This is a genomic window from Streptomyces sp. NPDC050619 (genome assembly GCF_040654815.1).
Lineage (GTDB): Bacteria > Actinomycetota > Actinomycetes > Streptomycetales > Streptomycetaceae > Streptomyces.
Genome location: NZ_JBFAIR010000009.1, coordinates 223,567 through 239,987, shown reverse-complemented (window position 1 = coordinate 239,987; position 16,421 = coordinate 223,567). Strand labels below are relative to the sequence as shown.

12 protein-coding genes are annotated in these 16,421 nt (G+C 70.7%); all 12 read right to left on the bottom strand.

The features are described from left to right. Positions 1–89 precede the first annotated feature (89 nt). Complete coding sequence (locus AB0I77_RS17610; RefSeq protein ID WP_363283454.1) at positions 90–1,367, bottom strand: inositol-3-phosphate synthase; 1,278 nt, start codon at positions 1,365–1,367, stop codon at positions 90–92. An 84-nt stretch (positions 1,368–1,451) separates the two neighbouring features. Then, positions 1,452–2,813, bottom strand: a complete 1,362-nt coding sequence (locus tag AB0I77_RS17605; RefSeq protein WP_363283453.1) for a ThuA domain-containing protein — start codon at positions 2,811–2,813, stop codon at positions 1,452–1,454. Between the two features lie 12 nt (positions 2,814–2,825). Next, on the bottom strand, positions 2,826–5,375 hold the full coding sequence (locus AB0I77_RS17600) for a PQQ-dependent sugar dehydrogenase (protein WP_363283452.1): 2,550 nt from the start codon (positions 5,373–5,375) through the stop codon (positions 2,826–2,828). Positions 5,376–5,487: 112 nt separating this feature from the next. Beyond that, positions 5,488–6,489, bottom strand: coding sequence for a sugar phosphate isomerase/epimerase family protein (locus AB0I77_RS17595; RefSeq protein ID WP_363283451.1), 1,002 nt, complete (start codon positions 6,487–6,489; stop codon positions 5,488–5,490). A gap of 15 nt (positions 6,490–6,504) precedes the next feature. Then, positions 6,505–7,713, bottom strand: coding sequence for a Gfo/Idh/MocA family oxidoreductase (locus tag AB0I77_RS17590; RefSeq protein ID WP_363283450.1), 1,209 nt, complete (start codon positions 7,711–7,713; stop codon positions 6,505–6,507). Between the two features lie 82 nt (positions 7,714–7,795). Then, a complete protein-coding gene (locus AB0I77_RS17585; RefSeq protein ID WP_363283449.1) occupies positions 7,796–8,857 on the bottom strand; it encodes a substrate-binding domain-containing protein in 1,062 nt (353 codons plus the stop codon). A gap of 17 nt (positions 8,858–8,874) precedes the next feature. Further along, on the bottom strand, positions 8,875–9,894 hold the full coding sequence (locus AB0I77_RS17580; RefSeq protein ID WP_363283448.1) for an ABC transporter permease: 1,020 nt from the start codon (positions 9,892–9,894) through the stop codon (positions 8,875–8,877). Then, positions 9,891–11,408, bottom strand: a complete 1,518-nt coding sequence (locus AB0I77_RS17575; protein WP_363283447.1) for a sugar ABC transporter ATP-binding protein — start codon at positions 11,406–11,408, stop codon at positions 9,891–9,893. Before AB0I77_RS17575 ends, AB0I77_RS17580 begins: the two co-directional genes overlap by 4 nt. Before the next feature lie 128 nt (positions 11,409–11,536). Continuing rightward, complete coding sequence (locus AB0I77_RS17570; protein WP_363283446.1) at positions 11,537–12,718, bottom strand: ROK family transcriptional regulator; 1,182 nt, start codon at positions 12,716–12,718, stop codon at positions 11,537–11,539. 218 nt (positions 12,719–12,936) lie between these two features. After that, on the bottom strand, positions 12,937–13,614 hold the full coding sequence (locus AB0I77_RS17565; RefSeq protein ID WP_363283445.1) for a GntR family transcriptional regulator: 678 nt from the start codon (positions 13,612–13,614) through the stop codon (positions 12,937–12,939). Positions 13,615–13,800: 186 nt separating this feature from the next. Next, a complete protein-coding gene (locus tag AB0I77_RS17560; RefSeq protein ID WP_363283444.1) occupies positions 13,801–14,748 on the bottom strand; it encodes a beta-ketoacyl-ACP synthase III in 948 nt (315 codons plus the stop codon). Between the two features lie 250 nt (positions 14,749–14,998). After that, positions 14,999–16,330 (bottom strand): OFA family MFS transporter, encoded by a 1,332-nt coding sequence (locus AB0I77_RS17555; RefSeq protein ID WP_363283443.1) that lies wholly within the window; start codon positions 16,328–16,330, stop codon positions 14,999–15,001. Positions 16,331–16,421 lie beyond the last annotated feature (91 nt).

Genomic DNA, 16,421 nt, shown 5'->3' with positions numbered 1-16,421 from the left:
AGACCCCGCCCCACCCGAGTCACGCCCAACCCCAGACCACACCCCGCCCGCACCGCCACCAACCCCAGACCACACCCCACCCCCGCCGCTCACCGGTCCTCCCCCCAGCGCTCGTCCGCCCTCAGGCCCGAGTCGCTCTCCCCGCTCTCCCCGCTCTCCCCGCTCTCCCCGCTCTCCCCCGCCCGCTCCCGCGAGTCATCCGGCACGGCGTCATCCGCCGAGCGCCGCGTCACCCCGTCCTCCCTGAGCCGCGCAGCGAACCCCACGAGTGACGCGTACTGCTCGCCCAGTGCCGACGGGCCCTCGCCCACCGGATCCTTGAAGTAGAAGCCCAGCTCGGTCAGCGGGCCGGACAGGTTCCGTTCGTGGGCGCGGGTGACCAGGCGGGCCAGGTCGAGGACGAGGGGTGCGGCGAGGGCCGAGTCGCAGCCCTGCCAGGTGGTCTGGAGGATCATGCGGGCGCCGAGGAAGCCGTCGAAGGCGATGTGGTCCCAGGCGGTCTTCCAGTCGCCGAGCGCGGGGACGTCGTCGATGTGGACCTCCCCCTCGGGGACGGTACCTAGGGTGTCGGCGAGGACCCGTTCCTTGCCCGCGTTCTTGGCCGCCGCGGCGGCCGGGTCGGCCAGGGCCGCGCCGTCCCCGCCGCCCAGCAGGTTGGTGCCGGACCAGGCCCGGACGGCGAGGGCCCGCTGCACGAACATCGGGCCCAGCACCGAGCGCAGCAGCGTCTGGCCCGTCTTGCCGTCGCGCCCCGCGTACGGCAGGCCACTCGCCGCCGCCGGGGCCGCCAGCGCCGGGTGGTGCAACCCGGTGGACGGGGTGAAGTTGACGTAGGGGCAGCCCGCGCGCAACGCCGCCGCCGCGTACAGCGAACTCGGCGGAAGCACCACTCCGGCGGGCGGGGAGTCCATGGACGCAGGCTCGGTGGAGGCGACGTTCACCACGACCGCCCGCGCCAGTCCACACCGTCGTACGAAGTCCCGGATGTCGGCGGCGAACGCGGCGATGAGCTCCTCTTCGCCGCGCTGGTCTCCCGGGGCCGGGCCGCCCGGTTTGATCTCTTGGTCCGCGGCGGCCAGTTCGGCCGCGACCGCCGCCGGGAGGCCGTACGGCAGGACACCTCCGGCGGCCAGTTCTTCCGCGCGTTTGGGCAGGGGGCAGTCGAGCGTGTCGTGGCCGCCGAAGACGAGGGATGCGAGGGCCGGCAGGCCGCTGTCGGCGAACGGGGGTGTCTCGGTGACCAGGCCGGTCGGCGGGTGCAGGCCGGCGGTCACGGCGGCACAGCCCGCGACGACGGTGGTGGCGACGGAACCGCGGGCACCGATGAGCCAGACGCCGACGCGCGGTGGGGAAACGGACGCGGACACGGGCAGCCTCCTTGTCGAGCACGTCGTAAAACGGGCTAGGAACAGACGGCGGGCGGGAGTCCGGCGTCCCCCGCCCGCCGCCGCTCAGTCGCCCTGCGAAGCCGTGCGTGCCGGGGACTTCGCGGGCAGTTCCTTGATCCGGATGTCGCGGAAGGACACCCGGTCGTCGGCTCCGTGGTTCTGGATGCCGACGTGTCCGTCGCCGAGGCTCCGGGCCGGATCGGTGTTGGTGAAATCGTTGATCTTCACGCCGTTGAGCCAGACACGGAGGCGCTCGCCCTCCACGCGGATCTCGTACGTGTTCCACTCCCCCGGCGGATTCAGCGCGCGGTCGCGCCCCTCCAGGTCGGCGGATTGGAAGCCGTAGACGGAACCGGTCGTCTTCTCCGGTACGTCGGTGGCGTCGATCTGGATCTCAAAGCCGTTGTTCACGGCCGACCACGGGTCGTCGGAGGGCGGGAAGCCCACGAACACACCGGAGTTGTCGTCGCCCGAGGCGCCGGCCATCTTCCAGTCGAGCTTCAGGGAGTATGAACCGAAGCCCTGGTCGGCGTACCAGAGCATCCCCATACCGCCCTGCGACGTGAGCGTGCCGTCGTCGTCCAGGGTGAAGGAGCCCGGGCCGGCCTGCTGCCAGCCGGTCGGCGCACTGCCGTCGAAGAGCGGACGGTATCCGGTCTCCGGTCGACAGTCCGCCTGGACATCGCCTGTCGCATACCGGATCCCGCCCAGCAGGTGCCGGCGGAACGCGGGCTCGGCGTAGGACTCCTTCGTGTGACCGAGACCCGTGTAGAAGGCGCGGCCGCCCTGGTACGTCTGGCACCAGGCGATCGGGTGGTCGCCCTCCATCGTGCCGCCGGTGTACGACGACTCGTCGAGCGAGGCGAGGACATGGGCCCGGTCCCGGGGATTGGAGCGGTAGTTGTACCACTCGTCGGTGCGCTCCCAGCTTCTCGGCAGGTGCGAGGTCGCCGGGTGCGCGCGGTCCTCGACGTGCACCGTGGCGGGTTGGATCGCCGGGTGCGACTGGAAGTAGGCGCCGGCGAGGCCGCCGTAGAACTCCCAGTCGTACTCGGTGTCGGCGGCCGCGTGGATGCCGACGTAGCCTCCGCCGCGCTGGATGTAGCTTTCGAAGGCCCGCTGCTGGGCCGGGCCGAGGACGTCCCCGGTGGTCGAGAGGAACACGACCGCGTCGTAGCGCCGCAGGTTGCGGGCGGTGAACGCGCCCGCGTCCTCGGTCGCGTCGACCGTGAAGCCGCCGCTCTCGCCGAGCTGCCTCACCGCCTCGACGCCGTCCGGGATCGAGTCGTGCCGGAAGCCGGCCGTCTTGGAGAAGACCAGCACCCGTGTGCCGTCCGCCGGGTGCGAGGCGGCGGGTTCCGAGACGCAGCCGAGGAGCAGGGCGGCTCCGGCGACTGCCGTGGTGATACGGCTGATGGTGCGCATGTCCGCCTCCTCTCAGCTCGTGGTGAAGGTGAAGTCGTCCACGTCGTACAGGGCCCCGGAGCCGCTCCCCTTGAAGACCAGGAACAGCGTGGTCGTGCCCCTGGGAGCGCGGGACAGGCCGACGCTGACGTCCTGGAAGGTGTCCCAGCCGCCGGTTACCGGTACGGTCGCCTTCCCGAGCAGGGTGCCCGTCGAGGATCCGGCGCGGATCTCCAGCGTGCCGCCGGCGCCGCCCGAGGAGACGCGAGCCGTGATCTTCTGGGCGTTGCTCAGGACGTACGGCGTGAAGGAGATCCAGTCGCCGTTGTGCACGTCCCCGACCGTCTCGCCGCCGTGCGCGCCGGCCTTGGTGATCACCGAGACGCCGGAGCCCTTGCCGAAGTGCTCGGCCTGGCGGTGCCGCGGCTGGACGACGTTCTGGTCGTGGGTGGTGAGCGGGGCCTGGCCGCCGCCCCCGCCGTCGGTGTACTCGGCGTCGAGCACGCCGAAGATGTTGGCGTCCTCGTCGTGGCCACCGTCGGCGCTGGTCTGGATGGTGCCGGTGCAGCCGTTGGCCGAGGTCAGCGGGTGGCCGTGGGTGTCGTGGCCGAGGATGAAGGTGACCTTGACCTTGGCGCAGTCGACGGCCCTGCCGTCCTCGGGGTCGGTCACCCGCACCTTGAACGGGATCGCGTCGCCGAAGCTGAACAGCTGCCCGTCCTTGGGGAGTTCGAGCGTCACGTTGGGGGCGGTGTTGCCCACCACGACCTGCGCGCTCGCGCTGCCGGTGCGGCCGCTCGGGTCCTTCACGGTCAGCGTCGCGGTGTACGTGCCGTTCTTCCGGTACGTGTACGTCGGGTCCGGCCGCGTCGACGTGCCGCCGTCGCCGAAGTCCCAGCTGTAGGTGAGGGCGTCGCCGTCCTGGTCGGTGGTGCCCTCGGCGGAGAAGCGCACCCTCAGCGGCGCCTGCCCCGAGGTCCGGCTCGCCGCGGCCTGCGCGACCGGGGAGTGGCCGTCGGTGGCGTTCTCGATGCGGTACAGGGCGGAGTTCTCGTCGCCGCCGAACCAGGACAGGCCGTAGTCGAGGACGTACAGCGCGCCGTCGGGACCGAAGGCCATGTCCATGATCTGGGTGCCGGTCCAGGGCACGTCGTTGATCGACTGCACGGTGCCGTCGGCGTCGCTCGTGATCCGCTTGATCCAGCTGCGGCCGAACTCCCCGGCGAAGAAGTCGCCGTCGTAGGCCTCGGGGAACTTCACGGGCGAGTCGAGCGCGGCGTCGTAGTGGTAGACCGGGCCGCCCATCGGGGACTCGGAGCCGTCGCCGAACTCGGGCACGGACCCTCCGTCGTACGGGATCCAGGCGGGCTGGGCCGGCGGCAGGTCGGTCAGGCCGGTGTTGTGCGGGGAGTTGTTCTTCGGGGCGGCGCAGTCGAAGGACGCGCCCGAGGTACCGGTCGCGAAGTCGTAGTCGACGTAGGCGTCGTTGTCGCCCGTGCAGTACGGCCAGCCGAAGTTGCCGGGACCGGTCATGCGCGCGAACTCGACCTGGCCGGCGGGTCCGCGGGCCGGGTCGGCGGCGCCCGCGTCGGGGCCGTAGTCGCCGACGTAGAGAATGCCGGTCTTCTTGTCGACGCTGAAGCGGAACGGGTTGCGGAAGCCCATCGCGTAGATCTCGGGCCGTGTCCTGTCCGTGCCGGGCGCGAAGAGGTTGCCGTCGGGGACCGTGTACGAGCCGTCGGCGTTCACCTTGATGCGCAGGATCTTGCCGCGCAGGTCGTTGGTGTTGCCGGCCGAACGCTGCGCGTCGAAGGCGGGGTTGCGGTCCGCCCGCTCGTCGATGGGGGTGAAGCCGTCCGACTGGAAGGGGTTGGAGTCGTCGCCCGTCGACAGGTAGAGGTTGCCCGCCGCGTCGAAGTCGATGTCGCCGCCGACGTGGCAGCAGATGCCGCGGGAGGCAGGCACGTCGAGGATCTTCTTCTCGCTGGCCTTGTCGAGGGTGCCGTCGGTGTTCAGGACGAACCGGGAGAGCCGGTTGACGCCGTCGAAGGGGGCGAAGTCGGCGGCGGTGCCGGTTTCGGGGGCGTCGCCCGCCGGGGTGTTCAACGGGGGCGCGTAGTAGAGGTAGATGAAGCGGTTGGTGGTGAAGCCGGGGTCGACGCCGATGCCTTGGAGGCCTTCCTCGTCGTGGGAGTAGACGTCGAGCTTGCCCGCGAGCCGGGTGGTGCCGGCGGCGTCGGTGAGGCGGAGTTCGCCGTCGCGCGAGGTGTGCAGGACCGAGTGGTCCGGGAGGACGGCGAGCGACATGGGCTCGCCCACCTCCGGCTCGCCCTTGGCGAGGGTCACCTGCTGGAAGTCCTCGGCCGCGGCGGCCGGTGCAGCAGGTGCGGCCGGTGCCGCCGGTGCGGCCGGTGCGGCTTCCGGGTCGGCGACGGCTGCGCCGGCCTGTGGTGCGGTGAGGCTGAGGGACGCGCCCGCCAGCAGCGCGCCGGTGAGCAGGGCGGCTGCCTTACGGAACGGCAGGCGTCGTCGTCTGTGGATCTCGTTTCTGCCGGTGCTGGTGGTGCGGTCGTTCCCGTGCACGAGTGCCTCCAGAATGGGGCCGGTTGTACATGCGGGTGCGTTTCGCCGGGATGCGCCGTCATCCCGGAACTCACAGGAGCAGGAACTCACAGGAACAGAAGGGCAGTTGGAGCTAGTCGCCGCCGAACGCCGCGTCGAAGGAGGCCGACGGCGGCTCGAAGTCGTATGCCTTCAGGCGGGTCAGGGCCTCGGGAGCGCCCTGGAGCCGGTCCATGCCGGCGTCCTCCCACTCCACGGAGACGGGGCCCTGGTAGTCGATGGAGCGCAGCATCCGGAAGACGTCCTCCCAGGGGACGTCTCCGTGGCCCGCGGAGACGAAGTCCCAGCCGCGGCGCGGGTCGCCCCATGGCAGGTGGGAGCCGAGGCGGCCGTTGCGGCCGTCGAGCCGCTTGCGGGCTTCCTTGCAGTCGACGTGGTAGATCCGGTCGCGGAAGTCCCAGAGGAAGCCGACCGGGTCGAGGTCCTGCCACACGAAGTGGGAGGGGTCGAAATTGAGGCCGAAAGCCGGTCGACGGTCGACCGCGTCCAAGGTGCGTACGGTCGTCCAGTAGTCGTAGGCGATCTCGCTCGGGTGGACCTCGTGCGCGAACCGCACACCCTGGGCGTCGAACACGTCGAGGATCGGGTTCCACCGCTCGGCGAAGTCCTCGTAGCCGCGCTCGATCATCGACTCGGGGGCGGGCGGGAACATGGCGACCAGGTGCCAGATGGCCGAGCCGGTGAAGCCGATGACGGTGTCGACGCCGAAGGCCGCCGCGGCCCGGGCGGTGTCGGCGATCTCGGCTGCGGCCCGCTGTCGTACGCCTTCCGCGTCGCCGTCGCCCCAGATGCGGGACGGCAGGATCGCCTGGTGGCGTTCGTCGATGATGGCGTCGCAGACCGCCTGGCCCACCAGGTGGTTGGAGATCGCCCAGCACTTGAGGCCGTACTTGTCGAGGAGTTGGTGGCGCGAGGCCACGTAGCCGGGATCGGCGAGGGCCTTGTCGACTTCGAAGTGGTCGCCCCAGCAGGCGAGTTCGAGTCCGTGGTAGCCGAAGTCGCGGGCGAGGCGGCAGACCTCTTCGAGCGGCAGGTCGGCCCACTGGCCGGTGAAGAGCGTGAAGGTGCGCGGCATGTCGCTGGGGCCTCCTCAGACCGCGATGGGTGTGTAGACGGAGTTCTTCTCGGCGCTCTCCTCCACCGCCGCCAGCACACGCTGCACTTGCAGCCCGTCGGCGAAGGACGGTTCCGGCCGGCGGCCCTCGGCGATCGCGTGGACCAGGTCGCGGGCCTGGTGGACGAAGGTGTGCTCGTAGCCGAGGCCGTGGCCCGGGGGCCACCAGGCCTCCAGGTAGGGGTGGTCGGGTTCGGTGACGAGGATGCGGCGGAAGCCGGCGTGCGCCCCGGGCTCCGTACCGTCGTGGTAGGCGAGTTCGTTGAGCCGCTCCAGGTCGAAGGCCAACGAGCCGCGCTCGCCGTTGAGTTCGATGCCGAGGGCGTTCTTGCGGCCGGTGGCGTACCGGGTGGCCTCGAAGGAGGCGAGGGCGCCGGAGGTGAAGCGGCCGGTGAACAGGGCGGCGTCGTCCACGGTGACCTGGCCGGTGCCGGTGGACGAGACGGCGGACAGGCCACTGCTTGCACCTACGGGCAGGGGGCGTTCCCGTACGAAGGTTTCCGTCAGAGCGGACACCCCCGCCAGCCGCTCCCCCGCCAGGTACTGCGCGAGGTCGACGATGTGCGCGCCCAGGTCGCCGAGCGAGCCCGAACCGGCCTGCTCCTTGCGCAGCCGCCAGGTGAGCGGGAACCGCGGGTCCACGAGCCAGTCCTGAAGGTACGTCACCCGGACGTGGCGCAACCTTCCGAGCCTGCCCTCGGCGACCATGTTCCGGGCGAGCGTGGTGGCGGGCACCCGGCGGTAGTTGAAGCCGACCATCGCCAACTGTCCGCGCCCATAGGCCGCTTCGGCCGCCGAAGTCATCGTCTCGGCCTCTTCGACGGTGTTCGCGAGGGGCTTCTCGCACAGCACGTGCTTGCCGGCGGCCAGCGCGGCGAGGGCGATCTCGGCGTGGCTGTCGCCTGGGGTGCAGATGTCGACGAGGTCGATGTCGTCCCGCTCGACCAGGGCCCGCCAGTCGGTCTCGGCCGTCGCCCAGCCGTGCCGGTCGGCCGCCGCGCGCACGGCGGTCTCGTTCCGCCCGCAGATCGCGGCCAGCACCGGGGTGCGGGGCAGGTCGAAGACGCGGCCCGCGGTGCGCCAGCCCTGGGAATGGGCGGCGCCCATGAAGGCGTAGCCGACCATGCCGACGCGCAGCGGTGGCTTCGCTTGCCCTGCCCCTGCTGACTGCTGCGGGTTGCCCATGCGGATGTCCTCCTCGTCGTCGTGGCGCGGTGGGGGGTGGGGGCCGAGCCGCCGCTTGGGCCGGCCCGGTGGAGCGGACGCCTCACTTGAAGCCGGTGGACATGTACTGGTCGACGTTGTCCTTGTCGACGACGGCCGAGTAGAGCGTGAGCGAGGCCGGGATCTCGTACTCGGCGAGGCCGCTGACGCCCTTGGCCTGGCCGAGGGCGCGAGCGAGGTCGATCGCGGAGGCGGCCATGGTCGGCGGGTAGAGGACGGTCGCCTTCAGGACGCCGTTGTCCTGCTTGATGGCCTGGAAGGCGGACAGCGCGCCCGCGCCCCCGACCATCAGGAAGTCGTCGCGTCCGGCCTGCTCGATGGCGCGCAGCGCGCCCACGCCCTGGTCGTCGTCGTGGTTCCACAGCGCGTCGAACTTGGGCTGTGCCTGGAGGAGTTGGGCCATCTTGGCCTGTCCGGACTCGACCGTGAAGTCGGCGGCCTGGCGGGCCACCTTGCGGACGTTGGGGTAGTTCTTCAACGCGTCGTCGAAGCCCTGGCTGCGCTGCTTGGTGAGCTCCAGGTTGTCGAGGCCCGCGAGCTCGATGACCAGGGCCCCCGACTTCCCCTTGAGCTGCTCGCCGATGTAGTGGCCGGCGCTGAGGCCCATGCCGTAGTTGTCGCCGCCGATCCAACAGCGGTACGCCTGCGGGGTGTTGAAGATCCGGTCCAGGTTGACGACCGGGATGCCCGCGCGCATCGCCTTGAGACCGACCTGGGTGAGCGCCTTGCCGTCGGCGGGCAGTACGACCAGGACGTCGACCTTCTTGTTGATGAGGGTCTCGATCTGCCCGATCTGCGCGGCGGTGTCGTTCGATCCCTCGGTGATCTCCAGAGTGACGTCGGAGTACTTCTTGGCGCGGCTCTTGGCGTTGTCGTTGATGGCGTTGAGCCAGCCGTGGTCGGCCTGCGGGCCGGCGAAGCCGATGGTGACCTGCTTGCCGGGCTTGTCCTCGGCGGCCGGCTGGTCATTCGCGGCGGGCTCGTCGTCGCTCGACTCGTTGCTGGTGCAACCTGTCAGCAGGGCACCGGCCGAGACTGCGGCGGTCCCGAAGAGCAGTCCTCTGCGACTGGTGAAGCGGCTCGGAAAAGACGTCGGCTCTGGCATGGCGGTGAACCCTTTCTTCAGGTCGTGCTCGCGGTACGGCGCTGCACCAGCACGGCGGCGACGATGATCGCGCCCTTGGCGATCTGCTGGACGTCGCTCTGCAGGTTGTTCAGGGCGAAGATGTTGGTGATCGTGGTGAAGATCAGGACGCCGAGCACGGAACCGGTGATGGTGCCGCGGCCCCCGCTGAGCAGCGTGCCGCCGATGATCGCGGCCGCGATGGCGTCGAGTTCGTAGAGGTTGCCGTTGGTGTTCTGGCCCGAGCCGGACAGGATGATCAGCAGGAAGGCGGCGACGCCGCAGCACAGTCCGGACAGCAGGTAGAGGTACAGCCGCTGACGGCGGACGTCGATGCCGGCGAGCCGGGCCGCCTCCGCGTTGCCGCCGACGGCGACGGTGCGACGCCCGAAGGTCGTCCGGTTCAGCACGAGCCAGCCGATGATCGTCACGACCGCGAACACCATCACCAGCGGCGGCACACCGAGCACGTAGGAGTCGCGTTCGCCGAGGTCGAGGATCCCGTCGACGGTGACGATCTGTGTGCGGCCGTCGGTGATCTGGAGGGCCAGGCCGCGCGCCGAGGCCAGCATGGCGAGCGTGGCGATGAACGGGACCATCCCGCCGTACGCGATGAGCAGTCCGTTGACCAGGCCGCAGCCGAGGCCGACGAGCACCGAGGTGAGGAGGATGCCGCCGAAACCGTACTCCTGGGTGGCGACGGTGGTCGCCCACACCGAGGCGAGCGCGACGATCGCGCCGACGGACAGGTCGATGCCGCCGGACGTGATGACGAAGGTCATCCCGACGGTGACGACGCCGATCACCGAGGCCTGGGTGAGGACGAGTTGGAGGTTGCGGGTGTCGAGGAACTCGTCGGGCTTGGTGATGCCGCCGATGAGGATCAGGGCGGCGAGCACCCCGAGGAGGGAGAGGGTGCGGAGGTCGGCGCGGAACACGAGGGCGCGCCAGGCGGGGGGTTGACTCATCGACGGCACCTTGTCGGCACTGTCCCGGGGCGGGGAGACGGGCTGCGTCATGACGCCGGGCTTCCTTCCATGACCAAGTCGAGTACGCGGTGTTCGTCCAGTTCACGGGCGGGTGCCGTGTGGACGACGCGGCCCTCGCGCAGTACCAGGACGCGGTCGGCGAGGCCGAGCACCTCGGGGACCTCGCTGGAGACGAGCAGCACGGCGAGGCCTTCATCAGCAAGTCGACGGATGACTGCATACAGTTCGGCGCGGGCGCCGACGTCGACCCCTCGGGTCGGTTCGTCGAGCAGCAGCACCCGGCAGCCGCGCAGCAGCCAGCGGGCCAGGACGGCCTTCTGCTGGTTGCCGCCGGAGAGGGTGCGGATCGGAACGTTCGGATTGTCGGGCCGCAGCGACAGCTCGCGGGTCGCGGCCCGCGCCGCGCTCTGTTCCGCGCCCCGGTCGAGCCAACCGCCGCGTGAGAAGCGGGACATGGAGGAGACGGAGACATTGCGGGTGACCGACTCCAGCATCAGCAGCGCCTGCGCCTTGCGTTCCTCGGGAGCGAGCCCGAGTCCGGCCCGGACGGCGGCGCGTACGCTGCCGGGCCGCAGCGGGCGACCGTCGACCAGGACGCGGCCGGCGGTGGGCCTGCGGGCGCCGTAGATCGTCTCCAGGATCTCGGAGCGGCCCGAGCCGACGAGTCCGGCGAGGCCGACGATCTCCCCGGGGCGGATGCTCAGGTCGAGGGGGGCGAACTCGCTGTCCCGGGCCAGCCCTTGGACCTCCAGGACCGCCGCGCCGTCGGGCGCCGACACCGGGCGCTCGGGAAACACGTACTCGACGTTGCGTCCCGTCATCAACGCGACGACCTCGCGGGTCGGCGTCGCCTTGGCGGGCAGTCCGCCCGCGACGGCCCGTCCGTCCTTGAGCACGGTGACGCGGTCGCCGATGCGGCGGATCTCCTCCAGCCGGTGGGAGATGTAGACGACCGCGACTCCGTCGGCGGTGAGGTCGCCGACGATCCGGAAGAGGTTGTCGACCTCGTCCGGGTCGAGGGCGGCGGACGGTTCGTCCATCACGATCAGTCGTACGTCGTGCGAGAGGGCCCGCGCCATGGACACGATCTGCTGCTGCGCGGCCGACAACTCCCCTACCAGGCACCCGGGTTCGATCTCCGGATGCCCAAGTCGCTTGAGCAGAGCGGTCGTCGAGGTCCGGGCGGCCTTGCCTCGTACGACGAAGCCGGCGGCCGTGGGTTCATGGCCGAGGTGGACGTTCTCGGCGACCGACAGGTGCTCCACCAGGTCGAGTTCCTGGTAGATGGTGGCGATGCCGAGGCGCATCGCGGCGATCGGCGAGCGCAGCGTGACGTCGTCGCCGCGCCAGCGGATGGTGCCGGTGTCGGGCTGGTGGGCGCCGGCCAGGACCTTGATGAGCGTGGACTTCCCGGCCCCGTTCTGGCCAAGGAGGCAGTGCACCTCACCGGCCTGGACGTCGAGGTCGACGCCGTCGAGGGCCCGGACTCCGGGGAACGACTTGGTGATGCCGAACATGCTGAGCAGCGGTGCTTCGGGTGCCATGGTTGGTCCCCCTGGCTGGCGTGCGGGCCGGATTCAGGGCAGGGCAGAGCAGCGGTATGCGCTGGTGTGCCGTACGAAAGCCGTGCTGGCGGAGCGGTGCTTACGGAGCGGTGCTTACGGAGCGGTGCTTACGCGGGTGAGAAGAGGTGGTCGCTGATGAGGCGGGCCGCGCCGATGACTCCGGCGGTGGGGCCCAACTCCCCCAGGACGATGGGCAGGTTGCCGGTCGCGAGCGGCAGCGACTGGCGGTAGACCTGGGTGCGGATGGCGGCGAGCAGGGTGTGGCCGAGGCCGGTCACCCCGCCGCCGATCACCACCAGGCCGGGGTTGAAGAAGCTGACCAGGCCGGCGATGACCTGGCCGACGCGGTTGCCGCCCTCGCGGATCAGATCGAGCGAGGTGGCGTCGCCCGCGGCGGCTGCGGCGGCGACGTCGACGGCGGTGAGGCCGCCGTTCGCCTCCAGCCGCGTCGCGAGTTCCGCCGACCGGCCCTGCTGGGCCGCGTCCGTGGCGTCCCGGGCGAGGGCCGCCCCGCTGAAGTGGGCCTCCAGGCAGCCCCGGTTGCCGCAGGCGCACGGACGTCCGTCGGGCACGGCCTGGATGTGCCCGATGTCGCCGGCACTGCCCGTCGTACCGCGGTGGACGTCACCGCCGGCGACGATGCCGCAGCCGATGCCGGTGCCGATCTTGACGCAGAGGAAGTCGCCCACGGAGCGTGCGACGCCCGCGTGCATCTCCCCCATCGCCATCAGGTTCACGTCGTTGTCGACCATGACGGGGCAGCCGAGTTCCTGGCTGAGCGCCTCCCGCACGGGGAAGCCGTCCCAGCCCGGCATGATCGGCGGTGCCACCGGCACGCCTTCAGGGAAGCGGACGGGTCCCGGGACGCCGATGCCGGCGCCGTCGAACCCTTCCGCGAGCCCCGACGCCCTCAACTTCGCCGCCATGGACAGGACTTGCTCGAAGACCGCGACCGGGCCCTCGCGTACGTCCATGGGCTGGTTGAGGTGACCGAGAATCTCCAGTTCGGCGTTGGTGACGGCGACGTCGACCGAGGTCGCGCCGATGTCGACGCCGAGGAAACGCAGGTTGGGGGCGAGCCGGATGTTGTGGGAGCGCCGGCCGCCGCGCGAGGCGGCAAGTCCGTCGGCCACGACCAGGCCCGTCTCCAGCAGCCGGTCGACCTCCACGGCCAGCTTGGACCGCGACAGGTCGACCTGATCGCCCAGCTGCGCACGGGAGTTGGGGCCGCCGTCCCTGAGCAGCGTGAGCAGCCGGGCCTGGTGGGCGTTCGCGGGTCGTGCCGTCATGCGTCTCACGAGCCCCTCCCCGCCTCAATCGGCCGCCTGCTGTCGGGCTTTCGAGGGGAACGTAGCAGCGGCTGCCGAAGCTGGGAAGAAGCTGTGCAGAGATTGCTGCCAACTTTCTCCACTCACAGGACAAAGAGAGGGATGTCCTGGTGCCACCCGGGCCCACCACGCTCGCCTACGGCGCCAGGGGCCCGGAACCTGCTGACGAGGGGCCGCGCTTAAGGCCGTTGGCGGGCGTGGTAGGAGCGGCGCGTGTGCTCGGTGTGCTCGCGCATGAGCCGGGTGGCGCGCTGCCCGTCCCCGTCGGAGATCGCGATGATCAGGCTCTGGTGTTCGACCCAGGACTGCTGCCCGCGCTGGCGGGCGATCGGCGTGTAGTACCAGCGCACCCGCCGGTCGACCTGCTCGGCGAGCTCGGCGAGGACGGCGTTGCCCGCGAGTTCCATGATCTTCCCGTGGAAGCGGGCGTTCAGCGCGACGGCGGCGTCCACGTCGTCGGAGGCGACGGCCACCCTGCCCTGCTCCATGAGCACTTGCAGTGCGTCGATGCCGGCCTTGTCCGCGTTCGCGGCGGCGAGCCCGGCGGCCTCGGCCTCCAACAAGGTGCGCACGGTGAAGAGTTGGTCGGCCTCCTCCTCGGTCGGCTCGTGCACGAACGCGCCCTGGGCGGGCCGTAGATCGACCCAGCCCTCGGTGTTCAGCCGCTGGAGGGCCTCGCGCACCGGCTGCCGGGAGACCCCGAGGTGCCCGGCGAGTTCGCTCTCGACGAGGTGCTGGCCGGGCTGGAGCGCGCGCGTGGTGATCAGTTCGAGCAGCGCCTCGTAGACGCGCTCGCGCAACGGCCCCGGCCGTTCGAGCTTGGGCACAGCCCCCTGCGGCAGTCCTGTCGACAACATCGCGGTCCCCCTCCTCGGCAGGGCAGTGCACAGCGGCCGCGGAGCCGGCGTCACCGTAGAGCCCAGTATCGATTGTCTTTCGTCTACAGTCTACGGTGCACAGTCGCCAGAGGAACGGGGAGTTGGCCTCGTCACAGCCCTCGTCACACCCCGTTGTACAAGCACTTCAGGGCGCTCAGCGGCGCGTCAGGGGCAGCGGACGACCTGTCCGGCGTACGACAGGTTGCCGCCGAAGCCGAACAGCAGCACCGGATCCCCCGTGGAGATCTCGCCGCGCTCCACCAGCTTGGAGAACGCGAGCGGAATGCTCGCCGCCGACGTGTTACCCGATTCGGTGACATCGCGCGCGACCACGGCGTTGACGGCGCCGATCTTCTCGGCGAGCGGCTCGATGATGCGCAGGTTCGCCTGGTGCAGGACGACCGCGGCGAGGTCCGCGGGGGTGAGTCCCGCGCGCTCGCACGCCCGGCGGGCGAGGGGCGGCAGCTGCGTGGTCGCCCAGCGGTAGACGCTCTGCCCCTCCTGCGCGAACCGCGCGGGCTGCCCCTCGATCCGCACCGCGTTGCCCATCTCGGGCGCCGACCCCCACAGCACGGGCCCGATCCCGGGCGCGTCACCCGAGGACGCCGCCTCCACCACGGCGGCCCCCGCCCCGTCGCCGACGAGCACGCAGGTCGTGCGGTCGCTCCAGTCGGCCACCTCGGACATCTTGTCGGCGCCGATGACAAGGGCCCGGCTCGCCGCGCCCGCGCGGAGGGTGTGGTCGGCGGTGGCCAGGGCGTGGGTGAAACCCGCACACACGACGTTGAGGTCCATCGCGGCGGGCGACGGGATGCCGAGCCGGGCGGCGACGCGGGCGGCCATGTTCGGCGAGCGGTTGACGGCCGTGGACGTGGCGACGAGGACCAGGTCGATGTCGCCGGGCGTGAGACCGGCCGTCGCGAGCGCCTTGGCGGCGGCGTGGGCGGCCAGCTCGTCGACCGGCTCGTCGGGACCCGCGATACGCCGGGTGCGGATGCCCACCCGGCTCCTGATCCACTCGTCACTGGTGTCGACCAGGCCCGCCAGGTCCTCGTTGGTGAGCACCCTGGCGGGCTGGTAGTGACCGACGGCGGCGATGCGTGAGCCGTTCATGGTGGATCCCCCTCATTGCTTCAGGTAGCGGGATTCTCCAGTCTGATCAGTGACTCGCCGGTACGACGGCACGTGAAGCCACAGGAAACGGGCGCCCGGGTTGTCATCTTCCGTCAGACCCTCGGACGCCCGAACACTTGTGGACCGTTACCTGGTGAACAGCTGTGTCGCCTTCTGTACGAGCTCATACAGACCATAGGCGAGCGGTGCCCCCACCCACACCCAGGCGAGGGCGATCAGCCCCCGCCGGTCAGGCGGACTCTGACTGCTGTCGTTCGACATCGGCGGCCTCCCTCGGGGCGGGGATGAGATGGCGGGCGTGGACGGGCCGGACCAGTTCGTTGGCGACGAAGCCGACGACGAGCAGCCCGATCATGATGACGAAGGACAGACCGTACAGGGACGCGCCGTCTTTGCCGGCCTCCTCCTGCCGGTCGGCGATCCAGTTCACGATCAGCGGCCCGAGGACCCCGGCCGTGGACCAGGCGGTGAGCAGCCGGCCGTGGATCGCGCCGACCTGATAGGTCCCGAAGAGGTCCTTCAGATAGGCGGGGATGGTCGCGAATCCGCCGCCGTAGAAGGACAGAATCACCAGCGCGCACAGGATGAACAGCGGCTTGGACGAATCGCCGAACAGCGCGATCAGCGCGTACATCACCGCGCCCACGCCCAGGTAGACGCGGTAGATGTTCTTGCGGCCGATCAGGTCGGAGGTCGACGACCAGCCGATCCGGCCCGCCATGTTGGCCGCCGACAGCAGGGCGACGAAGCCGGCGGCGGCCGACACCGACACCGGTGTCGAGGTGCCCGCGAAGAAGTCCGTGATCATCGGGGCGGCCTTCTCCAGGATGCCGATCCCGGCGGTGACGTTCATGCAGAGCACGACCCACAGGCACCAGAACTGCGGGGTGCGCACGGCGCCGCGGGCGGAGACCTGAGGCCCTTCGAGAACACTCGGGGCGCCGTCGACCGGCTTCTCGGAGCGCGGCACCCGTACCAGCAGCACACCCAGCGTCATGAAGACCGCATACGAAAGCCCGTGTACCAAAAACGCGAGCGCGATCCCGGAGCTGTCACTGCCGAACGACTCCAGCATCTGCGCCGACCAGGGCGAGGCGATCAGCGCGCCGCCGCCGAAGCCCATGATCGCGATGCCGGTGGCCATGCCGGGCCGGTCCGGGAACCACTTGATCAAGGTCGAGACGGGCGAGATGTAGCCGATGCCGAGGCCGATCCCGCCGACGAATCCGTAGCCGAAGACGATCAGCCAGTACTGCTCGGTGGCCGCGCCGAGCGCGGAGAGCAGGAAGCCGGAGGAGAAACAGACCAGGGCCACGGTCATCGCCCAGCGCGGCCCGTTGCGCTCCACGAGCGTGCCGCCGAAGGCGGCGGACAGGCCGAGCATGACGATGCCGAGCTGGAAGGGCAACGCGCTCTGCGTGCCGCTGAGGCCGAGCGCGGACTCGAGGGGCGGCTTGAACACGCTCCAGGCGTACGCCTGGCCGATGGAGAGGTGGACCGAGAGCGCGGCGGGCGGAACCAGCCAGCGGCTCCACCCTGGGGGTGCGACTGGGGGACTCATGATCCCGAACGGTAGGAAGGAAGACGGTAGTTGAAAAGGCGGCGCGTCGACTGTATTCGATGAGCGGTATGCAGCACGCGCCGAACGGTCG

Coding starts and splice junctions, on each gene's coding strand:
- AB0I77_RS17605 (WP_363283453.1), bottom strand. CDS start 2,813: ATGCGCACCATCAGCCGTATCACCACGGCAGTCGCCGGAGCCGCCCTG.
- AB0I77_RS17595 (WP_363283451.1), bottom strand. CDS start 6,489: ATGCCGCGCACCTTCACGCTCTTCACCGGCCAGTGGGCCGACCTGCCG.
- AB0I77_RS17590 (WP_363283450.1), bottom strand. CDS start 7,713: ATGGGCAACCCGCAGCAGTCAGCAGGGGCAGGGCAAGCGAAGCCACCG.
- AB0I77_RS17585 (WP_363283449.1), bottom strand. CDS start 8,857: ATGCCAGAGCCGACGTCTTTTCCGAGCCGCTTCACCAGTCGCAGAGGA.
- AB0I77_RS17580 (WP_363283448.1), bottom strand. CDS start 9,894: ATGACGCAGCCCGTCTCCCCGCCCCGGGACAGTGCCGACAAGGTGCCG.
- AB0I77_RS17575 (WP_363283447.1), bottom strand. CDS start 11,408: ATGGCACCCGAAGCACCGCTGCTCAGCATGTTCGGCATCACCAAGTCG.
- AB0I77_RS17570 (WP_363283446.1), bottom strand. CDS start 12,718: ATGACGGCACGACCCGCGAACGCCCACCAGGCCCGGCTGCTCACGCTG.
- AB0I77_RS17565 (WP_363283445.1), bottom strand. CDS start 13,614: ATGTTGTCGACAGGACTGCCGCAGGGGGCTGTGCCCAAGCTCGAACGG.
- AB0I77_RS17560 (WP_363283444.1), bottom strand. CDS start 14,748: ATGAACGGCTCACGCATCGCCGCCGTCGGTCACTACCAGCCCGCCAGG.
- AB0I77_RS17555 (WP_363283443.1), bottom strand. CDS start 16,330: ATGAGTCCCCCAGTCGCACCCCCAGGGTGGAGCCGCTGGCTGGTTCCG.